The sequence below is a fragment of the Geomonas terrae genome (genome assembly GCF_004791675.1).
In the GTDB taxonomy this organism is placed as follows: Bacteria; Desulfobacterota; Desulfuromonadia; order Geobacterales; family Geobacteraceae; genus Geomonas; species Geomonas edaphica.
Window position 1 is genome coordinate 148,471 of record NZ_SRSC01000003.1, and the last position, 21,234, is coordinate 169,704.

The 21,234-nt window shown below is 63.4% G+C and carries 19 protein-coding genes; 15 read left to right on the forward strand and 4 right to left on the reverse strand.

Annotated features, from left to right (window positions below; translation table 11 throughout):
* Positions 1 to 53 precede the first annotated feature (53 nt).
* The 3 genes from E4633_RS12430 (at position 54) to E4633_RS12445 (ending at position 4,597) form a co-directional block, all read left to right on the forward strand.
* Entirely contained in the window at positions 54 to 2,768 is a 2,715-nt protein-coding gene (locus E4633_RS12430; protein WP_246038093.1) for a PAS domain S-box protein, read from the forward strand.
* 25 nt (positions 2,769 to 2,793) lie between these two features.
* Positions 2,794 to 3,897: a hybrid sensor histidine kinase/response regulator gene (locus E4633_RS12435; RefSeq protein WP_135870592.1), complete on the forward strand. Its 1,104-nt coding sequence runs from the start codon at positions 2,794 to 2,796 to the stop codon at positions 3,895 to 3,897.
* A 307-nt stretch (positions 3,898 to 4,204) separates the two neighbouring features.
* A complete protein-coding gene (locus E4633_RS12445) occupies positions 4,205 to 4,597 on the forward strand; it encodes a (deoxy)nucleoside triphosphate pyrophosphohydrolase (RefSeq protein WP_246038095.1) in 393 nt (130 codons plus the stop codon).
* Here E4633_RS12445 and E4633_RS12450 read toward each other — a convergent pair.
* Complete coding sequence (locus E4633_RS12450) at positions 4,594 to 5,424, reverse strand: HDOD domain-containing protein (protein WP_135870594.1); 831 nt, start codon at positions 5,422 to 5,424, stop codon at positions 4,594 to 4,596. The two genes, E4633_RS12445 and E4633_RS12450, sit on opposite strands and share 4 nt — an antisense overlap.
* Positions 5,425 to 5,628: 204 nt before the next feature.
* On the opposite strand from E4633_RS12450, the gene mnmA reads away from it, so the two are divergent.
* Positions 5,629 to 6,708, forward strand: a complete 1,080-nt coding sequence (gene mnmA, locus E4633_RS12455; RefSeq protein ID WP_135870595.1) for a tRNA 2-thiouridine(34) synthase MnmA — start codon at positions 5,629 to 5,631, stop codon at positions 6,706 to 6,708.
* A gap of 115 nt (positions 6,709 to 6,823) precedes the next feature.
* On the opposite strand, the gene rdgC is transcribed toward mnmA, so the two are convergent.
* From rdgC to E4633_RS12470, 3 genes are all read right to left on the reverse strand, one after another.
* A complete protein-coding gene (rdgC, locus tag E4633_RS12460; protein WP_135870596.1) occupies positions 6,824 to 8,017 on the reverse strand; it encodes a recombination-associated protein RdgC in 1,194 nt (397 codons plus the stop codon).
* A gap of 98 nt (positions 8,018 to 8,115) precedes the next feature.
* Positions 8,116 to 9,393: a multiheme c-type cytochrome gene (locus E4633_RS12465; protein WP_246038098.1), complete on the reverse strand. Its 1,278-nt coding sequence runs from the start codon at positions 9,391 to 9,393 to the stop codon at positions 8,116 to 8,118.
* Complete coding sequence (locus E4633_RS12470) at positions 9,390 to 10,505, reverse strand: hypothetical protein (RefSeq protein ID WP_135870597.1); 1,116 nt, start codon at positions 10,503 to 10,505, stop codon at positions 9,390 to 9,392. Before E4633_RS12470 ends, E4633_RS12465 begins: the two co-directional genes overlap by 4 nt.
* Positions 10,506 to 10,707: 202 nt before the next feature.
* On the opposite strand from E4633_RS12470, the gene E4633_RS12475 reads away from it, so the two are divergent.
* From E4633_RS12475 to ispH, 11 genes are all read left to right on the forward strand, one after another.
* Complete coding sequence (locus tag E4633_RS12475) at positions 10,708 to 10,989, forward strand: DUF503 domain-containing protein (RefSeq protein WP_135870598.1); 282 nt, start codon at positions 10,708 to 10,710, stop codon at positions 10,987 to 10,989.
* 80 nt (positions 10,990 to 11,069) lie between these two features.
* A complete protein-coding gene (locus E4633_RS12480) occupies positions 11,070 to 12,281 on the forward strand; it encodes an efflux RND transporter periplasmic adaptor subunit (protein WP_135870599.1) in 1,212 nt (403 codons plus the stop codon).
* 1 nt (position 12,282) lies between these two features.
* Positions 12,283 to 12,972 carry an ABC transporter ATP-binding protein gene (locus tag E4633_RS12485; protein ID WP_135870600.1) on the forward strand — a complete coding sequence of 230 codons (690 nt, stop codon included), beginning with the start codon at positions 12,283 to 12,285 and terminating at the stop codon, positions 12,970 to 12,972.
* A complete protein-coding gene (locus E4633_RS12490) occupies positions 12,973 to 14,139 on the forward strand; it encodes an ABC transporter permease (RefSeq protein ID WP_135870601.1) in 1,167 nt (388 codons plus the stop codon).
* 7 nt (positions 14,140 to 14,146) lie between these two features.
* A complete protein-coding gene (locus E4633_RS12495) occupies positions 14,147 to 15,304 on the forward strand; it encodes an ABC transporter permease (protein ID WP_135870602.1) in 1,158 nt (385 codons plus the stop codon).
* A gap of 200 nt (positions 15,305 to 15,504) precedes the next feature.
* The gene (locus E4633_RS12500) at positions 15,505 to 16,248 is read left to right on the forward strand and encodes a hypothetical protein (RefSeq protein ID WP_135870603.1); all 744 of its coding nucleotides are present in this window, start codon (positions 15,505 to 15,507) and stop codon (positions 16,246 to 16,248) included.
* A gap of 93 nt (positions 16,249 to 16,341) precedes the next feature.
* A complete protein-coding gene (gene pheA / locus E4633_RS12505) occupies positions 16,342 to 17,421 on the forward strand; it encodes a prephenate dehydratase (protein ID WP_135870604.1) in 1,080 nt (359 codons plus the stop codon).
* 12 nt (positions 17,422 to 17,433) lie between these two features.
* Positions 17,434 to 18,294 (forward strand): prephenate dehydrogenase, encoded by an 861-nt coding sequence (locus E4633_RS12510; RefSeq protein WP_135870605.1) that lies wholly within the window; start codon positions 17,434 to 17,436, stop codon positions 18,292 to 18,294.
* Positions 18,295 to 18,359: 65 nt separating this feature from the next.
* Complete coding sequence (gene aroA, locus E4633_RS12515; RefSeq protein WP_135870606.1) at positions 18,360 to 19,649, forward strand: 3-phosphoshikimate 1-carboxyvinyltransferase; 1,290 nt, start codon at positions 18,360 to 18,362, stop codon at positions 19,647 to 19,649.
* On the forward strand, positions 19,646 to 20,350 hold the full coding sequence (gene cmk, locus E4633_RS12520; RefSeq protein WP_135870607.1) for a (d)CMP kinase: 705 nt from the start codon (positions 19,646 to 19,648) through the stop codon (positions 20,348 to 20,350). Before aroA ends, cmk begins: the two co-directional genes overlap by 4 nt.
* 3 nt (positions 20,351 to 20,353) lie before the next feature.
* The gene (gene ispH / locus E4633_RS12525) at positions 20,354 to 21,205 is read left to right on the forward strand and encodes a 4-hydroxy-3-methylbut-2-enyl diphosphate reductase (RefSeq protein WP_135870608.1); all 852 of its coding nucleotides are present in this window, start codon (positions 20,354 to 20,356) and stop codon (positions 21,203 to 21,205) included.
* Positions 21,206 to 21,234: the final 29 nt, after the last annotated feature.

Here is a 21,234-nt window from a genome sequence, read left to right on the forward strand (position 1 = left end):
GGTCATCCATGCCCTCTGGTTACAGGTCACTTCCTTGCCTTATCAGAAATACCATGCTCCTGGCGGTCTGCGCCTTGCTGCTGCTCGTCCTTTACGTCGCGGCGTTGCGTCCCCAGGCATGGTCGGTGAGTGCGCTCGCGATGGTGTTCGTGACAGGCATTCACGTCCTGCGCCTTAAGTGGCGCAGGCAGGCCGAGGGCGACTTGCGCCGCAGCGAAGAGCAGCTGCGCATCTCGCAGCGCATAGCCCAGATCGGCAGCTGGGACTGGGACATGGCAAGCGGCAGGCTGGATTGCTCCGAAGAGCTCTGCCGGATCTTCGCCGTCCCCTTCGAGGAGGCCCCCGCGAGTTACGAGGCTTTTCTCGCGCTGCTGCCCGGCAAGGGGCGTGAAGCGGTGGCCGCCGCGGTCGAAAAGGCGCTGAAGGGGGGCGATTCCTTCGCCGTGGAGTACGCCCTGGTCCGGCCGGATGGCGGGGAGCGCATCCTAGAGGAGGTTGGCGAGGTCTTCCGTGACACCTCCGGGACGCCGCTTAGGGTGGTGAGCGTGGTGCACGACGTAACCGAGCGCAAGGAGGCGGAAAGCGCGCTCTTCTTCGAAAAGCGCTACCGCGGCCTGATCGAGAACCTGCCGCAGCGCATCTTCCTCAAGGACTGCAACCTCGTCTATCTCTCCTGCAACTCCAGTTTCGCGCGTGAACTGGGCCTGCAGCCCGCCGAGGTCTTCGGCAAGACCGACTACGATATCGTCGCCCCCGCCCTCGCCAAAAAGCGGCAGGACGAGGACGCAAAGGTGATGCAGGCGGGCACCGCCGTGGAGCACGACGAGCTGCGCGAGAAGGACGGCACCTGGGTCAGCAAGTCCCTCACCCCACTTAAGGACGATCACGGGCGGGTCTACGGTCTTCTGGGCGTCCTCACCGACATCACCTTCAGGAAGAGGGCCGAGGAACAGCTGAAGGAGAGCGAGGAGCGCTTCCGCAACACCTTCGAGCAGGCCGCGGTCGGCATCTGCCATATCGCCCTCTCCGACATCCTGATCAGGATCAACAGCCGCTTCTGTGACATCCTGGGGTACGGCCAGGACGAGCTGATGGGATGGAGCCTAGAGCAGACCATCCATCCGGAAGACCGCGCCGCCGAGCAGAGCCACCTCTCGCGGCTCCTCAACCGGGAGATCGACAACTACAGTATAGAGATCCGGCAGATCCGCAAGGACGGCTCGCTGGTCTGGGTCAACCTGACCAAGTCGCTCGTCTGCGCGCCTGGAGGGGAACCCAAGTACCTGATCTGCGTCGTCGAGGACGTGACCGCGAAGCGCGAGGCGCTTGAGCTGCGCCGCGAGCGCGACCTGGTACAGGCGGCGAGCAGCGCCAAGAGCGAATTCCTCGCCAATATGGGGCACGAGATCCGCACCCCGATGAACGCAGTCATGGGGCTGAGCCGCCTGGCCCTGAAGACCGAGCTCAACGCGAAACAGCGTGACTACCTGGAGAAGATCTGCACGTCGAGCCGGACCCTTTTGAACATCATCAACGACATCCTCGACTTCTCGAAGATCGAGGCGGGCAAGGTCGAGCTGGAAAGGACCGAACTGAGCCTGCACGAGGTGCTGGGAAACATCTCCGACATGCACCACCTGAAGGCGCAGGAGAAGGGGATCGAGTTCCGGGTGCGTCTCGCCCCCGAGCTTCCCAAAAAGCTCATGGGGGACCCGCTGCGCCTTACCCAGGTGCTGAACAACCTGATCGGCAACGCCCTCAAGTTCACCCAGCGCGGCGAGGTGGTGCTCGCCGTTAAGCCGGTCGGGCAGGGTGAGGGGGAGGTCGCCGTGGAGTTCAGCGTCCAGGACACCGGCATCGGCATCACCCCCGAACAGATGGAACGCATCTTCACCCCGTTCACACAGGCGGACAGCTCCACCACGCGGCGCTTCGGCGGTACGGGGCTTGGCCTCTCCATCAGCCGGCAGCTGGTCGAACTCATGGGGAGCGAGCTCAAGGTGCATAGCGTTCCCGGCGCCGGAAGCAGCTTCTTCTTCACGGTCGGCTTCGCCCTTCCACCCGCCGGCAAGGCCGTGGTCGCGAGCAAAGAGGTGCAGTTACGCAGCATGCGCCTGCTCTTCGTGGACGGTGACACCGCTTCGGTCGAGGGGCTCAGCGAGATGCTGCAGGGGATGCCGATGGAGCTATGTGCCGTTGCCGACGTGGCCGAGGCGCTGGATGCGCTCGAGGACGAGGCGGCGCATCCTTTCGACCTGGTCGCCGTCGACGGCGCCACTGCGGGCATCGGTGGGGTGGAAAAGCTCTGCCGCAGTATCGGCAGGCGGTACCACGGCCGCGTTCCGGTAATAGTTGCGGCCGCCGCGGAGCAGTTGGAAGAGGTGCGTCAGGCCGGGGACGAGTGGGGGGCGAGTGCGGTGTACGCCGCTCCGGTGCGTCCCTCGCTCATGGTCGACGGCATGATCCGGGCCCTTTCGCGCGCAGCCCAGCAACCGCCTGCGCGGACGACCGCTGCGGGCGCGGCAAGGCCGGTTAAGACCGCACCAGAAGGCGCTTTCGAACCGCAGCGCTTCACCGCGGAGAAGGGGAAGCTGGAGCGGCTTTTGGCCCGCAACAGCCTCGATGCCAAGCGGCAGTTCGAGAAGTTCTGCGCCCAGGTCCCCCGCGGCGAGTACACCAACGAGTTGCAGGCGCTGCAGGCCTGCATGGAAAAACTCGATTTCAGAAAGGCGCGGCAACTGCTCGCCATATTCCCGGCGCCCCAGTAAGCGCGCACCGAGCGAGGGAGAATACATGAAACGCCAGACGGTCATGATCGTCGACGATACACCTGCCAACATCGAGATCCTCAGCGAGAGCCTGGGGGATGACTACGAGCTTTTCTTCGCCACCAGCGGAGCCGACGCCCTGGAACTCATCCGTGCGGACAAGCCGGACCTGATCCTGCTCGACATCATGATGCCCGGGATGGACGGCTTCGAGCTCTGTACCATCCTGAAAAGCGACCCCGCCACGCGCGACATCCCGATCATCTTCGTCACCGCCATGATCGAGGAGGAACAGGAGATCAAGGGGCTCGAGCTGGGCGCCATCGACTACCTCACCAAGCCGATCAGCCCGCACATCGTGAGGGCGCGGGTCAAGAACCACCTGGAGCTGAAGCGCTATCGCGACCTCCTGGAGACCCTGGCGAGTGCCGCCGACCGGGCCAAGAAAGAGTTCCTGCGCAGCGTAAGCCACGAACTGCGCACGCCGCTCACCCCGATCATCGGGATGACCGACCTCGTGCTGAACAGCGAGGAGGACGACAACAAGCGCAAGTACTTGGGGATGGTCCAGAAATCGGCCCTGCGCCTTCTGGGTATCGTGGAGGACCTCATCGAGACCAGCAGGCTGGAAGGGGAGGGGGGAGCCCCGGAGAACGCGCCGTTCCAGTTGAAGCCATTTCTGGACACCATCACCATGGAAGCGCGCGCCCTGGCGCAGGCGAAGGGGCTGCAGTGCGCCGTCCTGCTCGACCCGGCACTCCCTGCCGCCGTGGTGAGCGACCAGGGGATGCTGCACAAGGTGCTCAGCATGCTGCTCGGGAACGCGGTGAAGTTCACCAGCGAGGGAGGGGTGGGGCTGGAGGTGCGCGTTCAGGAGACGGCCGGGATCCCGATGCTGCAGTTCTCGGTATCCGACACCGGCGTCGGCATCGACCCCGTGGATCTCGAGCGCATCTTCAGCGACTTCACCCAGTCCGACGGCTCGATCACCCGCTCGTTCCCGGGGCTCGGCCTTGGGCTCACCCTCGCGCGCCGCATGACCGAACTGATGGACGGCAGCATCTGGGCCGAGAACGCGCCCGAGGGGGGCTCCGTCTTCCAACTGCAGATCCCGCTGGTGCTCCCGTAACCGCGCCCTCTTCCTGGGCGCCCCGTGCCGCCAATATCCGCTTCTCACAAGGCATGATCTTCCCGGATATCGTCCATCTCCCCTCTCCCTCTGGGAGAGGGTCAGGGTGAGGGCGTTGGCGCATGCGATTGCCTGCCTGCCGGTATTTCCCTTGACCAGTTTCTTCCCGTTGGGGTATTTTTCTGCCGGAGGTGATTGAAATGACCGTGAACGAAACTATGTATCTGCTGTCGATACCCGGCATGCTGGAGTCCTTGCTGGAGGGTATGGAAACGCCCTTGGAAGAGTGTAGTGACGAGGCTGGCTGGTGAGAAAACACGTCCACGTCACCTGCGCCGTCATCGAGCGGGACGGGCTGGTTCTGTCGGCCCGGCGCAGCGCATCCATGAACCTGCCGCTCAGGTGGGAGTTTCCGGGTGGGAAGATCGAGCCTGGGGAAGGGCGGGAGGAATGCCTGAAGCGTGAACTGGTGGAGGAAATGGGGGTGGAGGTCGCCGTCGGTCGCCCGCTCACGCCGGTCACCCACAGCTATCCCGCCTTCGATGTGACGCTCTACCCCTACATCTGCAGCATCGTATCCGGTGAAATCACCCTGCATGAACATTCGGCGATGATCTGGCTTCCTCCGGCACGGATGCTGGAACTCGACTGGGCCGACGCCGACCTCCCCATCATCCTTGAGTATCAGGGGCTTTTCTAGATAACCAGCTCCTGAGAGTCCTCGAGAACGTCCAGCAGGTCGTCCATCTCTTCCTGGCTAAGCTGCAGGATCGCCGCCTCGGTTTGCTCGGCGAGGTCGATGTCCGCATCCCGTACCAGCCCGATCCCCTTCATCCGGCACGCCGTGTTCACGAGCCGTACCACGGTCAGCACGATGTCCTGGGTGTCGAAGTTCTCATCGTGGTGATTGGCGACCACGTTGTAATAGACCTTCGGCATGTTCCAGTGCTCCATGAGCCGGCATCCCTGCTCGATGTGCAACTCCTCGAAGATCTCCAGCAACAGGTCCTCTTCCAGCGCCGCCTGTGCCACACCCATCTGGTTCAGCCGCTCCAGCGACTTCAAAAGGTACAGCTTGCCGATGTCGTGCAGAAGTCCCGCCATGTACGCCTGGTCGGCGTGTTGCGGGTACCCGGCCCGGCGCATGAGCCAGCGGCTCCCCAGGGCGCAGGCATGGCTGTGGAGCCAAAGCGACTGCATGAAACTGTTGATCGTGCGGTTATCCGAGGTGTGGAGGCTCGCCTGGGAGGCCGCCATGGCGAGGTTCGTTATCTCCTGCGCCCCGAGCCGCACCGTTGCCTCCTTCACCGTCTCGGCGCGTACCCGTCCGATGTACATCGGGGAGTTCGACATCTTGAGGATCTGGCCGGCGAGCGACTGGTCCTCGTTGACCAGGTCCGTCACCTGGCCCATCGTGAAGTCCGTCGTTTGCAAAAGGTGGACGAGCCTCAGCGCGATGGGGTGGAATACGGGAAGGTCGATCGGCTGATTACCCAGCAGACGCCTGATGGTGAGGGAGAGGGCCATGGTGATTCTCCTTGAACGGTTTACGGGCCGGCGGCCAGTGTAGTTCAGAAAAGACGGTGATACAGTACGAATCGGCAGCCGGCCCCGAAACTTGAGTACGCACCGCAGCATCTCCTCGAGGGATGGGCAGGCGAAAAAGTGTTGCCTTACGAAGGCGATTCAGTCAAGTATGGATGCGCAGCTAATCAGGAACACGGAGCAGATATGTCGCTAGATTATAAAGGCAGGAAGATAGCCGTCGCCATGAGCGGCGGGGTGGATTCATCGACGGTCGCCGCCCTTTTGAAAGAGCAGGGTGCGGAGGTGATCGGCATCAACATGAAGCTTTTTCGGCGCGAGGGGGAGGACCCGCAGGCAAAGGGGGACGCCCAGGTGGTCGCCGAGTACCTAGGGATAGAGTTTCACCAGGTGCATCTGGAAGAGGAGTTCGGGCGCCTCATCATGGACGATTTCCGCGCCCAGTACCAGGCGGGGGAGACACCGAACCCCTGCGTGCGCTGCAACCGCTACGTGAAGTTTGGCCTTCTCCTGGACAAGGCGCTTGAGCTCGGCGCCGATTACCTCGCCACCGGCCATTACGTGCGTACCGGTTGCGACGAGGAGGGGACCTACCACCTGCTTAAGGCGCATTACCTCGCGAAGGACCAGTCCTACTTCCTGTACACGCTCACCCAGCGGCAGCTCTCTCACGTCATCTTTCCGCTTGGGGAGATGCCTAGCAAGGATGAGGTGCGACGGCTTGCCGGGGAGTTCGGCATCCCCGTGGCCCAGAAAAGCGACAGCCAGGAGATCTGCTTCGTCCCCGGCGACGACTACGTGGCGTTTCTGGAGCAGGGGGGACGCGTTGCCGGCAAAAAAGGGGACATCGTCCACGTGAACGGGACCGTGCTCGGGCGTCACAGCGGCACGCACCGCTACACCATCGGGCAGCGAAGGGGGCTCGGTATCGCCTGGAAGGAACCGCTCTACGTCGTGGCCATCGACGCGGTCGGGGGAAAGGTGGTGGTGGGCGAGGCGGGTATCCTCTACGCCTCCGGGCTCGTAGCCTGCGAGCTGAACTGGGTCGTTCCGGTGCATGGGGAAGAGGTGCGAACCACCTGCAAGATCAGGTATCGCCAGCAGCCGATCGAGTGCAGCGTGAAGCTTCTTGGGGAAGGGCGCGGCGAGGTCCGCTTCACGGAGCCGCAGAAGTCGGTCACCCCGGGGCAGTCCGTGGTCTTTTACCAGGGGGACGAGCTGGTGGGCGGCGGCCGCATCGTCCGCGCCCTCGGCACGGAGGAGTAAGGCACCCTCGCCAATAAAAGCAACAGCCTCAAAGCAAAGGGCGCAGAGGCGGCTCCCGGATTTCGGTCCGGGGAGCCGTCCCTGCGCCCTTGTTTTTTTACCAACCTATTCTCTTCTATTCCAGCGGCCTGTTGCAGAAGCTGCAGACGTTGAGCCACTTCTGGATCGCCTCGGCCTGCTCCGCCCACTGGTTCCCAAGCCTCAGTTCAAGGAAGGTCGCGAAGACGGAATCGAAGAGCTGGTTTCCCTTCTCCAGGAGGAGCATCCTCTCGAAGAACACCGCCTCGCGCTCCATCGCCTCGTCCACCGTGCTGTCCTTCTCGAGCTTCACCGCAGGGGACTTGAAGGAGGCAAAGTGGAAGAGCTCCCCCTTGAGCGTCAGCTTGTAGTGATCGTCGCCGGTCTCCATATGGAGGGTCGCCTCGGTGATCTGCTTCTTGTTGAGAAGCGCGCTTCTCACCTCGTTGAAGTGGTCCTGGGGACCCGCCACGGTGATCTTCTGGGCCCCGTTCTCCCCGGAACCCAGGAGCACGACGCGGTCGTCGAGGTAGGCGACGAAGCCCTCCTTGGCGAGGAGCACGCCCGGCTGGTTCACGGTGTACTCGGATGACTCGTTCATGGTCTGGTACATTAGCCAGAGCATGAAGTCGGCGCCTAGCCACTGGTTCTCCTTGATGAGCTCCAGGTAGTTGTCTCCCCCTGCCTTGTTCGCCTGCTGCAGGAGCGCCTTGTACTGGTCGTCGAGTACGCTCTCGGCGCGTGCGTACGGGTGGAACGCGGAGACCCTCAGCCCCTCGAAGGTCTTCTTGAACTGCTCCTCGAAGAGCTCGATCACCTTGGGCGAAAGCGAGCTGAAGGTGAGGATGCCGCTCTTCGTGTCCCAGACCACGTCATAGGTCGCCGGGGTGGGAAGGGTCTGGGAGAGGAGCATGGCGCGCACCGCCTCCTTCAGGTCCTCCCTCTTCTGCTTGGGCACCTTGGTCATGCCGGGGTTTTCCGCGAGGAATTCCTCCTGGGCTCTTTCCAGGTGTGCCTTCAGCACAGCGGAGGGAACGGAGCGCTTGTCGCGGCGCAGGGTGAACATGAAGTAGTGCTCGCGGCAGCAGGCCGCGGGGGAATCGAAGTCGTAGACCCTGGGGTCGTCCAGGTGCGCCCAGCCGACCGAGATCTCCTCGCTCCCCTGGTCGATCGGGTTGAACCGGTTCGCCGCCAGCTGCTTGGTGACAAAGTCGTGGAGGTCCTGCTGTTGCGGGATCTCACCCTGAACCTTGAAGTGACAGACGCTTACTGTGTTGGCGAGAATGCCCATCGATGTTTCTCCTTCGGTTTTACGTATTGTTCTTCCGCCTGAGCGGGAGAGCATGGATACACCTTTTTGCCCCCGAGGGGCAAGTTAAAAACGGGACGTCACTTCATCTGCTCGAGCACTTTCCCCTTCTCTTTGGCGTACTCCTCGGCGCTCAGAGCCCCCCTGTCGAACTTGTTCTTGAGCGCCTTCAGCTCGTCCTCCGCGCCCGCCTGGGGCTTCACGCCTGCACCTTTTTGCCCCCGCTCCTTCAAACGGCTCGCCTCGCTCTTGATGTCGACTAAGTCCATCTTCAGTTCGGCATTGCCGTACCAGTGCGTGTACGAGGGGTTCTGATGGTAGGCCCCCTTCACGGTGCGGGCGTAGTCGTACTTCTTCATCTTGAAGAAGAGACGCTCGATGTGGGAGGTGTCCTCGTAGAGCATCTGGCTGTCGGTCACGAGGCGCGGACCGCTCAAGGGGTGCTGCGGCCGGTTTTCCGGCATGGGATCGAGAAGCCCACGGTCGTTTAGGTCCCAGATGATGTGTTCCGCCTCCTTCAGGATGGCGAGGCTTTGGCTGCGCACGAGGTCGCCGCGTTCGAGCTCGCGTTTGGCGAAGGCTGGTGCGTGGCAGGCGCTGCAGATGTTAACCATCTCCTTGCGCGCAGGTTCCGCCTTGGCGGCGGGGTAGGGGACGCCGCCCGAGTTCATGGTGATGCCGATGGAGACGTTGTGGGTCCCCTTGGGCATGTGGCAGGTCTGGCAGTCCGGCCCCGCCTTGGCACCCGCGCTCACGTTCAGCGTGCCGTGCAGCGAGGTCTGCCACATCTCCCATTGCGGGTGGTCCGGCCCCATATGGCACTTGGCACAGGAGTTCGGATCGCGCACGATCTTCAGGTCGGTCATGTGTTTGGAGTGGCAGGAATCGCAGGCGTCCTCGACGCTGTGGCAGTAGTTGCAGCCGATCTCCCCCATCTCCGGGGACTGCTTCAAAAAGCGGGCGCACTGCACGTCCGAGCGCGGCATCTCGTCGCCCGGCTGGTGGCAGAAGCGGCATTCGTCCTTCTTGCGGTCCGGAAGCCCCCTGGTGCATCCCCACCCGGAATGGAGCCCCATGCCGTGCCTGCTTAAGCGATGCTCCTCGTACGCCTTCTTGTGACAGGGGGCGCAGACCTTCATGCCGACCTTCGCCTCGCCCCTCACGATCTTGTCGTGGTCGCTGCCGTGGCACTTCTCGCACCCGATACCGGCTTTGGCGTGTGCGCTTCCCTGCCACTGGGCCACCGCGGCCGGAGTCTTCTCGGTGTGGCAGGGGATGCACGGTTCGGCGGCGCCCGACATACGGGGCGCGATGAGTGCAGCGAGGATGGTCGCCGTCAGCACTGCTCGGATCATCATTTACTCTCCTTCTTAAGCTGTTCCCGGTACTCCGCGTCGGTGATGAGCCCCTGGCTGCGCAGGGCGCGCAGTTTGAGCGTCCGCTCCAGGTCACCGGCCAAGGGGGTGGGCTGCTCGTCCTTCAGTCCGGAGACGAGGTAGAGCCGCTCCTTGTACATGATGAGCGCGCCCGTCCCGTCCGGCAGGAAGACCCCTGCGGCGTCGGGGGGGAAGGTTGCGATTTCCTTGTTCTTATGGAAGAGGTGCCCGCCCAGGAGGAGATAGGCTCCCGAAGGGGAGAGGGCTGGGGCGGCCCCGGAAGCGTTCCAGGTCTCCACTTCTTTTCCGGTGGGGAGCGAGATGCGGCGCCCCGGCGAGCCGCCGAGGACTAGCGACTCTCCGTTGGGGGCGTAGACAACCTTGCCGGCGCCCAGAGGCGCCTCGGCGATGCTGCCGCCGGTGCCCGTCGAAAGGTTCTGGACGTTCACCTTGAGGTACGGGTTGAAAAGCGGCGGGTCCTTCACCGTGGTGTAGGCGATCTCGTCGCGGTACGGCGAGAGTGCCACGATCATCTGGTTGTAAAGCAGCGCTTCGGGCAGGCGCGCCACCTTGGGGCGGAGCGTCACGTCGCCCAGAAGGGTGATCTCCGGCTTCCCGGCGCCGTCCCAGCGGTAAAGACGCGACGCCATCTGGGTTCCGAAGCTGAACTTCTTGACCACGAGGGCGCCCGCCAGGAGCTCCTTTTCCGAGCGCCAGACGAGCGAGGTGACCCGCCCATCGACACGCGTCTCCCCCACGCTGTTCCCGGCGCTGTCCAGGATGCGCAGGACGGTGCTCTCCCCGGGAGCTATCGCCACCGCCAGCCGGTCCCCCGAAGGCGAGAAGCTGATGAGCCTGGCCGCGGTACCTGCAACTGCCTTCTCCTCCCCGCGCAGGTCGGCCAGTCGGAGCGAGCCTCGCTCGACGCAGGCGACCGCACCTTTCGCACCGGCGTCAAACGGTGACCCGGCGTCGCAGCGGGCGAGCGCCTGCACCCGGAAGCCTTCCGGCAGCTGTGCCGGCATGGTGGTGGCGCAGCCGGTAAAAGAGCCCATGGCGATTACGAGCAACAGGGCTGACAGAGCTTTCTTCATGAATACCTCCGTTCGGCGAGGCGTCAGTGTACTCGTTTTATCCGCCCAAAACAACACGCAAAGGCTGCGCAGAAAGGGTGCCCGTGTATACTGGATTACCGCGTGCAGCCGCCACCGGCGCCCAACGTCCCCCCTTTGCGAAGGGGGGACAGGGGGGATTTGCCTTGCTCCGTCCCCACGACAACCGGAAAGGAACAACCCGATGCACGTAGTCCTGCTGCAAATGAGACTCCTCCTCCCCAGCCGCACCCTGAAGGAGAAGCGCGCCATCGTGAAGAGCGTGCTGTCACGGTCGCGTAACCGCTTCAACGTCGCCTGCTCCGAGAGCGCGCTGCACGACCAGCCCGCCGACGCGGAACTCTGCTTCGTCACCGTGGCGGCAAGCCCGATGCGCGCGAGGCAACTGCTGCAGGAGCTGGAATCCTGGCTCGTTTCGGAGCGCCCGGATGTGGAGATAACCGATGTCCAGCTCGAGGAGCTCTAGGAAAATTGCGGACTTCCCCGCCGCCTTAAAATGTGTTAGCTTCCGCTTTTATTGAATCCGCTTTATCGGGGTGACCGGGCATGGCGCAAGACGACCTGAACAGACTGACCATAGACAAGAAACGCTATACTCCCGGCGGCGCCAGAACCCGGCGCCCGCGCATCGTTGCAGCCGTGGTGCTCATCGCCCTTCTCCTGGGACTTTGGACCTTTATCTCAAGGCGCAGCGTCGAGGTTGAGGTCGCCACCGTTTCCCTCATCTACCCTTCCCAGACCTTTTCCCTCTTGAACGCAAGCGGCTACGTCGTGGCACAGCGAAAGGCCGCCGTCGCCTCCAAGGCGACCGGGCGCCTCGAATGGCTCGGCGTGGAGGAGGGGAGCGTGGTGCGTGCGGGACAGCTGATCGCCCGCCTGGAGAACCGGGACGTTGCCGCGGTGAAGGGAGAGGCCTCGGCAGCCGTCTCCGTGGCGCAGGACAACCTGGAGCAGGCCGGGGTGGAACAAAAGGACGCCGCCCGGGCGCTTTCCCGCGCAAAGGAACTGGTGGGGCAGGGGATCATCGCCCAGGCCGACTACGACACGGCGGAAGCCCGCTACCAGCGCGCCGTGGCCGCCGTGGCCGCGGCGCGCGCCAACGTGAGGCAGGCGCAAAGCGCCCTCAAGGGGGCCGATGCCTCCCTTGACTACACCCTGATCCGCGCCCCCTTCGACGGCGTGGTCCTCACCAAGAACGCCGACGTCGGCGACATCGTTTCCCCCCTTGCCGCCGCTGCCAACGCGAAGGCCGCCGTGGTCACCATGGCCGACATGGGCTCGCTGCAGGTGGAGGCCGACGTTTCCGAGGCGAACCTTGCCAGGGTGAAGGTGGGACAGCCGTGCGAGATCCTTCTCGATGCCCTTCCCGACGTCCGTTTCCGCGGTGCGCTCTACACCATCGTCCCGACCGCGGACCGCAGCAAGGGGAGCGTCATGGTCAAGGTCCGCTTCCTGGACAAGGACCCGCGCATCCTCCCTGAGATGAGCGCCAAGGTCGCCTTTTTGGAGCGCGAGCTGCGGGCGGGTGAGGGGACGCCGCGCGTGGGTCTCCCTCCCGCGGCCGTCGTGCACCGCGACGGCAAGGATTACGTCTTCAAGGTGGCGAAGGACCGGGCGCTGCTCACCCCGGTTACCCTGGGGGGGAGGCTGGGTGACCTGGTGCAGGTCGATTCCGGCGTGAAGGCGGGGGACCGCATCGCCACGAAGCCCCTGGACAAGCTGCGCGACGGCAGCCGCGTGAAGACGGCGGAAAAGTAACATGGCGCAAACGACCGAGCCCATCGTCAAGATCAGGAACCTCTCCAAGTCCTACCGCCGCGGCACCCAGATCATCCCGGTCCTCTCCGGCATCAGCTTCGACATCGCGAGGGGCGAATTCGTCGCCCTCATGGGGCCGTCCGGCTCCGGCAAGAGCACCCTCTTGAACCTGATCGCCGGGATCGACAGTGCCGACGAGGGGGAGATCGAGATCGGCGGCGTGGAGATCACCCGTCTTGGGGAGAGCGATCTTGCCCGCTGGCGCGCAGTCAGCGTCGGCTTCATTTTCCAGTTCTACAACCTGATCCCCGTCCTGACCGCCTTCGAGAACGTGGAACTCCCCCTTTTGCTCACCCACCTGAACCGGCGCGAACGCCGTGAGCACGTGGAGGCGGTGCTGAACGTCGTGGGGCTTGCCGACCGGATGGACCACTACCCATCCCAGCTCTCCGGCGGACAGCAGCAGCGCGTCGCCATAGCCCGCGCCATCGTCACCGATCCGGAAATCCTCGTGGCCGACGAGCCGACCGGCGACCTCGACCGCGCCTCCGCGGAAGAGATCCTCCAGCTCATGGACCGCCTGGTACACGAGTTCGGCAAGACCGTCATCATGGTGACCCACGACCCCCGCGCCGCGGAGAAGGCCCATCTCGTACGGCACCTGGAGAAGGGCGAGCTGAGCGTGACCTAGATGGGCATTCCATACTCCTACAGCTTCCGAAACCTCTGGACCCGGCGACTCACCACGGTCCTCACCGCGAGCGGCATGGGGCTCGTCGTCTTCGTCTTCGCCGCGACCCTTATGCTCACCGAGGGGTTGCAAAAGACCCTGGTGCAGACCGGCTCGCCGGACAACGTCATGCTTTTGAGGAAGTCCTCCAACTCCGAGGTGCAAAGCGCGGTGGAACGGGACCAGGCGGCGCTTCTGGAGAGCCAGCCGGAGGTCGCCGTGGGGGAGGACGGCGAGCCGCTTCTCGCCAAGGAGCTGGTGGTTCTCATCAACCTGAAGAAACGGGTGACCGACACGCCGTCCAACGTCATCATCAGGGGGATCACGCCCGCTTCCCTCAAGCTGCGGCCGGCGGTCCGGCTGAAGGAGGGGCGCATGCCGAGGCCCGGATCCGCTGAGGTGGTGACCGGGGAGAGCGTGGCGCGCCGCTTCAAAGGGTGCGGACTTGGCGAGACGCTGCGCTTTGCCATGCGCGACTGGCGCGTCGTGGGGGTATTCGATGCCGGGGCGACCGGCTTCTCCTCGGAGATCTGGGGCGATCGCGACCAGATGATGCAGGCCTTCAGGCGGCCGGTGTACTCCTCGATCATCTTCAGGCTGCGCGACACCACCTCTTTCGACGCCTACAAGGCGCGCGTGGAGGGGGACCCGCGCCTCACCGTAGAGGCGAAGCGGGAGACCCGGTACTACCTGGACCAGTCCGAGGCGATGGCGAAGTTTCTGCGCATCCTCGGGATGGTGCTCACCGTGGTTTTCTCCATCGGCGCGGTGATCGGCGCCACCATCACCATGTACGCCGCGGTCGCCAACCGGGTGACCGAGATCGGCACCCTGAGGGCGCTCGGCTTCCAGAGAAAGAGCATCCTTTCCGCCTTCGTCATCGAATCGCTCCTTTTGGGCGTGTGCGGCGGCATCCTCGGCATCTTCGGAGCCTCGTTCATGCAGCTCATCACCATCTCAACCATGAACTGGGCCTCGTTCTCCGAGCTCGCCTTTTCCTTCACGCTCAACTTCAGCATCATCTGGAAATCGCTTCTCTTTTCCGCCGTGATGGGGCTCGTAGGAGGTGCTCTCCCGGCTTTCCGTGCCTCGCGCATGAAGATAGTGGAGGCGCTTCGCGCCACATGAGGTTTCGATGTTCATCCTGAAATACATCCTCAGGAATCTTTTCCGGCACAGGCTCCGCTCCGTACTCACCGTCGTCGGAGTGGCGGTGGCGGTGCTCGCCTACGGCCTTTTGACGACCCTGGTCAGTCTTTGGTATTCGGGCGCCGAGCACGCCTCGGATACCAGACTCATCACCCGCAATGCCATCTCGCTCATCTTCCCGCTCCCCATCTCCTACCTGGAGCGGATCCGCGGCGTGCCCGGGGTCACCACGGCCTCCTACGGCAACTGGTTCGGCGCCTATTACAAGGAGCAGAAGAACTTCTTCGCCAACTACGCCATCGAACCGCGCAGCTACCTCGAGCTCTACCCGGAGTTCATCCTCCCTACCAAGGAGAAAAACGACTTTCTCCTCGACCGCAAGGGGTGCATCGTCGGGGAGCGCCTGGCCCGGACCTACGGCTGGAAGGTGGGGGACCTGATCACCCTGAAAGGGACCATCTACCCCGGGGACTGGGAGTTCGTGCTGCGCGGCATTTACCACGGCAAGGAGAAGGCGACCGAGGAGCGCATCTTCCTTTTCCACTGGACCTACCTGAACGAGACCATGCGCCGGAGCGTGCCCAGGCGCGCCGACCAGGTGGGCTATTTCGTCGTCGGCGTGAAAAACCCCGGGCTTGCCCCCGATGTGGCGCTCGCCGTGGACTCCATGTTCAAGAATTCCCTGGCCGAGACCCTGACCGAGACGGAGAAGGCCTTCCACATGAGCTTCGTATCCATGACCGAGGCGATCATGGTCGCGATCCAGATCGTCTCGTACATGGTGATCGCCATCATCATGGTGGTCGCGGCCAACACCATGGCCATGACGGCACGCGAAAGGATCGGCGAGTACGCGACCCTGAAAACGCTGGGGTTCAAGGGGGGGCACCTGGCCGGGCTCATCTTCGGGGAATCGGTCGCCATATCCCTTCTGGGCGGGCTCCTGGGCGTTGCCTTGACCTTCCCGGCCGCACACTGGATCGAGACCGAGCTCGCCCAGTACTTTCCCTACTTCACCGTCTCCCCGAAGACCCTGCTCTTCGAGCTTTTGGCGGCGCTCTCGGTAGGTGTCGTCTCCGGCATCTTCCCCACCTGGCGCGGCGCCACCATCCGCATCGCCGACGGCCTGAAGCGGATCGGGTGAATGGCTCTAACGCAAGGACGCCAAGGCGCAAAGGCGCAAAGAAGAAACCAAACTCTTGTATTTTCGATGAAAACCCAGTATAAGACCCCCCTGCCTTTGGTTTTTTAACCATTCCTTTGTTTGCTTTGCGTCTTTGCGGCTCTGCGCCTTTGCGTTAAAGCCTCTCGCCTTGACGCCTTTATTTTTTCAGGAGGCTCCCCTTGAGATTTTTCCGCATGCCCAAGGACCGCATCGTCTTGCTTTTGCTCGTGGTTTCCCTTGTCCTTTACCTGGCGGATTATTTCGCGTTCGGAAGGCTGCAGGAGATCGGCTTCGGGTTCATGTCCAACGTCGCCTTCCTGCCGGTCTACGTCCTCTTCGTCACCCTGATGATCGAGCGGGTACTGAAGGAGCGCGAACGCGAGGCGATGATCAAGAAGCTCAACATGGTGATCGGCATCTTTTTCAGCGAGGTGGGTACGCCGCTTCTGAAGGATCTGCAGGCCTTTTATCAGGACGGGGAGGAGCTCTCCAGGAATCTCAGGGTCAACGTGCGCTGGAAGAATGATGATTACCGCTCCGCCCGTCTTTTCCTCGACACGCACGACGTACGTCCCGACTCCCGCGTCGGCGACCTCGCCGCTTTGAAGGACTTTCTTGCCGAAAAGAAGGGGGTGATGCTGTCCCTCATGGAAAACCCGAACCTCCTCGAGCACAATTCCTTCACGGACCTGCTCTGGGCCGTCTTCCACCTGATCGAGGAACTCCAGGCGCGCCATTCGCTCTCAGGCCTCCCCGCAAGCGACATGGATCACCTAAGCGGCGACATGAAACGCGCCCACACCTATCTGCTCATCGAGTGGCTCTCCTATATGGCGCACCTGCAGAAGGACTACCCGTACCTCTTCTCGCTGGCGGTCCGCATGAACCCGATGAACCCGGAGGCGCGCGCCGAGGTCTCATAGTAAACAGAAAAAAGTTGCATCTTTGCGGCGGGTATCTTATAAGTATCAGCTCCGCAAAGTGCCACCATCCCTCCTGAAAGGCGACCCAAGGCTTTGAAAGAAAAGCAGACTCTGGCAAAACTCCGTCAGGACATAGATGCGGTTGACGACCACATCCTGGAACTTCTGAACGAGCGGGCAAGGCTCGTGATGCAGGTCGGTGCGGTGAAGACCGAGAACCGCAGCGACTTCCACGTTCCCAGCCGCGAGAGGGAGATCTACGACCGGCTCACCGCGGAGAACCCGGGACCCTTCCCGTCCGAGGCGGTGCGCGGCGTGTTCCGCGAGATCATCTCCGCCTCGCTTGCCCTGGAGAAGCCGCTCAAGGTCGCCTTCCTGGGGCCCAACGCCACCTTCAGCCACCTGGCCTCCATGCAGCATTTCGGACTCTCCGCCTCGCTTTCGCCGGAGCGCTCCATCCCCGCCGTCTTCGAGGCGGTCGAGAAGGGTGAGGCGTACTACGGCGTGGTCCCGGTGGAGAACACCACCGAAGGGATGATCTCGCACACGCTCGACATGTTCATGGAGAGCGAGCTGAAGATCAACGCGGAGGTGCTCCTCGAAGTTTCCCACTTCCTGCTCTCCCGCACCGGGCGCTTCGAGGACATAAAGAAGGTCTACTCGCACCCGCAGCCCTTGGCCCAGTGCCGCAAGTGGCTCGCCGAGAACCTCCCCAACGTACCGCTCGTGGATGTCGCCTCGACGACACTCGCGGCGCAGATCGTCGCCGAGGACTACACCGCTGCCGCCATTGCCAGCGAGTACGCCTCGTCGATCTACAACCTGAAGATCGTCAAGGCGCGCATCGAGGACCAGGTGAACAACTTCACCCGGTTCCTGGTCGTCGGACGGAAGATGGCCGAGCGTTGCGGCGACGACAAGACCTCGCTCATGTTCTCGGTCCGCGACGAGGCCGGCATCCTGCACCGCATGCTGGAGCCGTTCGCCAAGCGCAACATAAACCTCTCCAAGATCGAGTCGCGACCGCTCAAGAGGAAGGCGTGGGAGTACATCTTCTACCTCGACCTAACCGGGCACATCGACGATCCGGAAGTGGCCGAGGCTGTGAAGGAACTCGCCACCTGCTGCCAGTTCGTGAAGGTGCTGGGCTCCTACCCCCGGGCACGCCAATGAGGGAGTCCTAGCATGGTCTACTTCAAGAAGATGGCCGTGATCGGCGTCGGTCTGATCGGCGGTTCGCTCGCACGCGTCCTGCGTGAGAAGAAGGCCGTGGGTGAGGTGGTCGGCATCGGGCGCGGCGAGGCGAACCTGAAGCGAGGCGTCGAGCTGGGCGTCTTGGACAGCTACACCACCGATGCGAAAAAGGGAGTCGAAGGGGCCGACCTGGTCTTTATCGCGACACCGGTTTGCAGCATTCCGCAGGTGGTGGCCGAGATCGCGCCGCATCTCTCGAAGGGATGCATCGTGACCGACGGCGGGAGCGTGAAGGAGTACGTCGTCGCGGCATGCGAGCCGCTCATGCCGGAAGGAACCTGGTTCGTCGGCGGGCATCCCATAGCTGGTACCGAGCACTCCGGCGTAGAGGCGTCCTTCTCCACCCTGTACCAGGGGAGGCGCTGCATCGTTACCCCGACCGGGAACACGGATCCGGCCGCCTTGGAGAAGGTGGTCGAGCTCTGGAAGGTGGCCGGTTCAAACGTGCCGCTCATGGATCCGGTGCAGCACGACCTGGTGGTGGCGGCGATCTCGCATCTCCCCCACATGGTCGCCTACTCGCTGGTCAATGCCGTTGACGGTTACGACCGGTTCGGCGGCGATCTGCTCTCCTTTTCCGCCGGCGGGTTCAGGGATTTCACAAGGATTGCCTCGTCCGACCCGGTGATGTGGCGTGACATCGCGCTCACCAACAAGGAGGCGATTCTGGAGATGATGGATTTCTTCTCCGGGTACCTGGAGAAGCTGCGCGGCCTGGTCGCCGCCGAAGATGCCGAAGGGCTGCGGACTTTCTTCCTGAACTCCAAGCAGAAGCGGGACGCGATTCTGTAACAGCCGCCGCAGCCGCAGTCCGACCAGTCCGACAAAAAATTGTGAAAGCCGCACCGAGGTGCTTCATGCAAAGCTATACCGTTGAACCCGCCACCGGCATCCGCGGCGAAATCCGTGTCCCCGGGGACAAGTCCATTTCGCACCGCTCCATCATGTTCGGCTCCATCGCGAGCGGGATCACCCGGGTCTCCGGCTTCCTGCGCGGCGAGGATGCCCTGGCGACCCTGGAAGCGTTTCGCGCCATGGGGGTGCAAATCGACGATGACGGCGAGACGGTCACCATCCACGGCAAAGGCCTGCACGGCCTGGAAGAGCCGGGCGACGTGCTGGATTGCGGCAACTCCGGCACCTCCATGCGCCTTCTTACCGGCCTTCTTGCCGGCCAGAACTTCTTCTCGGTTCTCTCCGGCGACAAGTACCTGCGCGCCCGCCCGATGAAGCGCGTGGTGGGGCCCTTGAGCCGGATGGGCGCCCGCATCAGCGGACGCGCCGGCGGCGAAAAGGCGCCTCTCGCCATCCAGGGGGGACAGCTCACCGGGATCGAGTACGACTCCCCGGTCTCCAGCGCCCAGGTGAAGTCGGCCATCATGCTCGCAGGCCTGTACGCGGACGGCGAGACCGTGGTGCGCGAACCGCACCTCTCCCGTGACCACTCGGAACGCATGCTGCGCGCCTTCGGCGCCAGGGTCGAGACCTTCCCCGGCGGCGTGCGGGTCTTCGGCGGCCCCGAGCTTACCGGACGCGATATCGTGGTCCCCGGTGACATCTCCTCGGCAGCCTTCTTCATGGTGGCCGCGCTCATCGTGCCGGGCTCCGAGCTCCTGATCCGCGGCGTCGGCGTAAACCCGACCCGAACCGGCATCCTCGACATCCTGAAGGGGATGGGGGGAGACATCGAGCTTTTGAACGAGCGCGAGGAGTCCGGTGAACCTGTGGCGGACCTCCTGGTGCGCTCCTCGAAGCTTAAGGCGATGGAGATCTCAGGTGAGGTGGTGCCGCGCGCCATCGACGAGTTTCCCTCCATCTGCGTCGCGGCAGCGCTCGCCGAAGGGACCACCGTCGTTAGGGACGCCTCCGAGCTGAGGGTGAAGGAAACCGACCGCATCGCCGCCATGGCGGACAACCTGAGACGCGCCGGGGTCACCGTTACGGAGACGCCGGACGGCATGGAAATAACCGGCGTCGCCTCGCTGAAGGGGTGTGCGGCGGACAGCTTCGGAGACCACAGGATAGCCATGTCCATGACGGTGGCTGGTCTTACCGCAAAAGGGAATACCACGATCTCCGACGTCGAGTGCATCGCCACATCCTTCCCCGGCTTCCGCGAACTCCTCGAGGGGGTAGTAAGGCGTTGAGCGACACAGTAAGAGAAAACGGAGTAATCGTAGCGATAGATGGCCCCTCCGGGGCCGGGAAAAGCAGTCTCACCAAGCTCCTGGCAAGGCGGCTCGGATACATTCACATAGACACCGGCGCCATGTTCCGCGCCGTGGCACTGATGGCCAAGCGGGCGGGCATCGCCGCGGACGACGACGCGGGACTTGCCGGACTCTGCCGCACCCTTGAAATAAGCTTCGTGCGGGACGGCGAGGCGTGCCGCGTCCTTGCAAACGGCGAGGACGTCTCCAGGGAGATCCGCACCGAGGAGATCGGCCTTTTGACCTCTGCCGTATCGGCCAGAAAGCCTGTGCGCGCGGCGCTTTTGACCATGCAGCGTGCCATGGGCGCCAAGGGGGGAGTAATCCTCGAAGGGCGCGACATCGGCACGGTGGTCTTCCCTGACGCCGAGGTGAAGTTCTTCCTCTCCGCCAGCGCCGAAGAGCGCGGCAGGCGCCGCTACCTCGAGCTTGCCGCTCGAGGCGACAGCGCCACACTCGAAGAGACCATCGCCAAGGTGATCCAGCGCGACCGGCAGGACGAGGGACGCGAACACGCGCCGCTCAAGCAGGCCGCTGACGCACTCCCCATCGACTCGACCAGCCTCTCCATCGACGAGGTGCTCGCGGTCATGGAGAGCGCGGTGCGCGAACGCATTGCCAAGGGGGAGAAGGGGTAAAGCATGGAAGTCATACTCGCAAAACACGCAGGGTTCTGCTTCGGTGTCAAAAGGGCAACGCATCTCGCCTTCGACGCCGCCGACCGCGGCGGTGACACCTACACCTTGGGGCCCATCATCCATTCGCCGCAGGTCGTGCAGCGGCTCGAAGAGATGGGGGTCAAGTCGGTGGAGAGCGTCGAGGAGGTCGAAAACGGCGGCACCATCATCATCCGGTCCCACGGCGTCGCCTCGAGCGAGCTCGAGGCCGCGGAGAAGGCTGAACTCGAGGTGGTGGACGCAACCTGCCCGTTCGTCAAGAAGGCTCAGGAACACGTGGCAACCCTTTCCAATGAGGGGTACGACGTGATCGTCGTGGGGGACGCCGTGCACCCAGAGGTGCAGGGGATCGTCTCGTACGCGACGGGGCGGGTCTACGTGGTCAGCACCGGCAAGGAAGTCGACCGTCTGCCGCGCATGGCCAAGATGGGGGTGGTGGCGCAAACGACCCAGTCCTTCGAGCACCTGAACGACGTCGTTGCCGCCTGTCTGGCAAGGGGTGGGGAGACCCGCGTCTACAACACCATCTGCGATGCCACCGCGGTGCGCCAGTACGAGACCAAGAAGCTTGCCGGGGAGGTCGATTGCATGGTCGTGATCGGCGGTTTCAACAGCGCAAACACGAAACGCCTGGCCCAGATCTGCCGGGAACTCCTGCCGCGCACGCACCATATCGAAACCGCCGGACAGATCGATCCAGCCTGGTTCGAGGGTGTGAATCGCGTGGGGGTAACGGCGGGCGCTTCGACGCCGAAGTGGTTGATCGATGAAGTGATAGCTCGCATTTCGGCCATCGACCAAGATAAAATAGGTTGATATTTTTGACCGATGTGCTAGATTAGCTC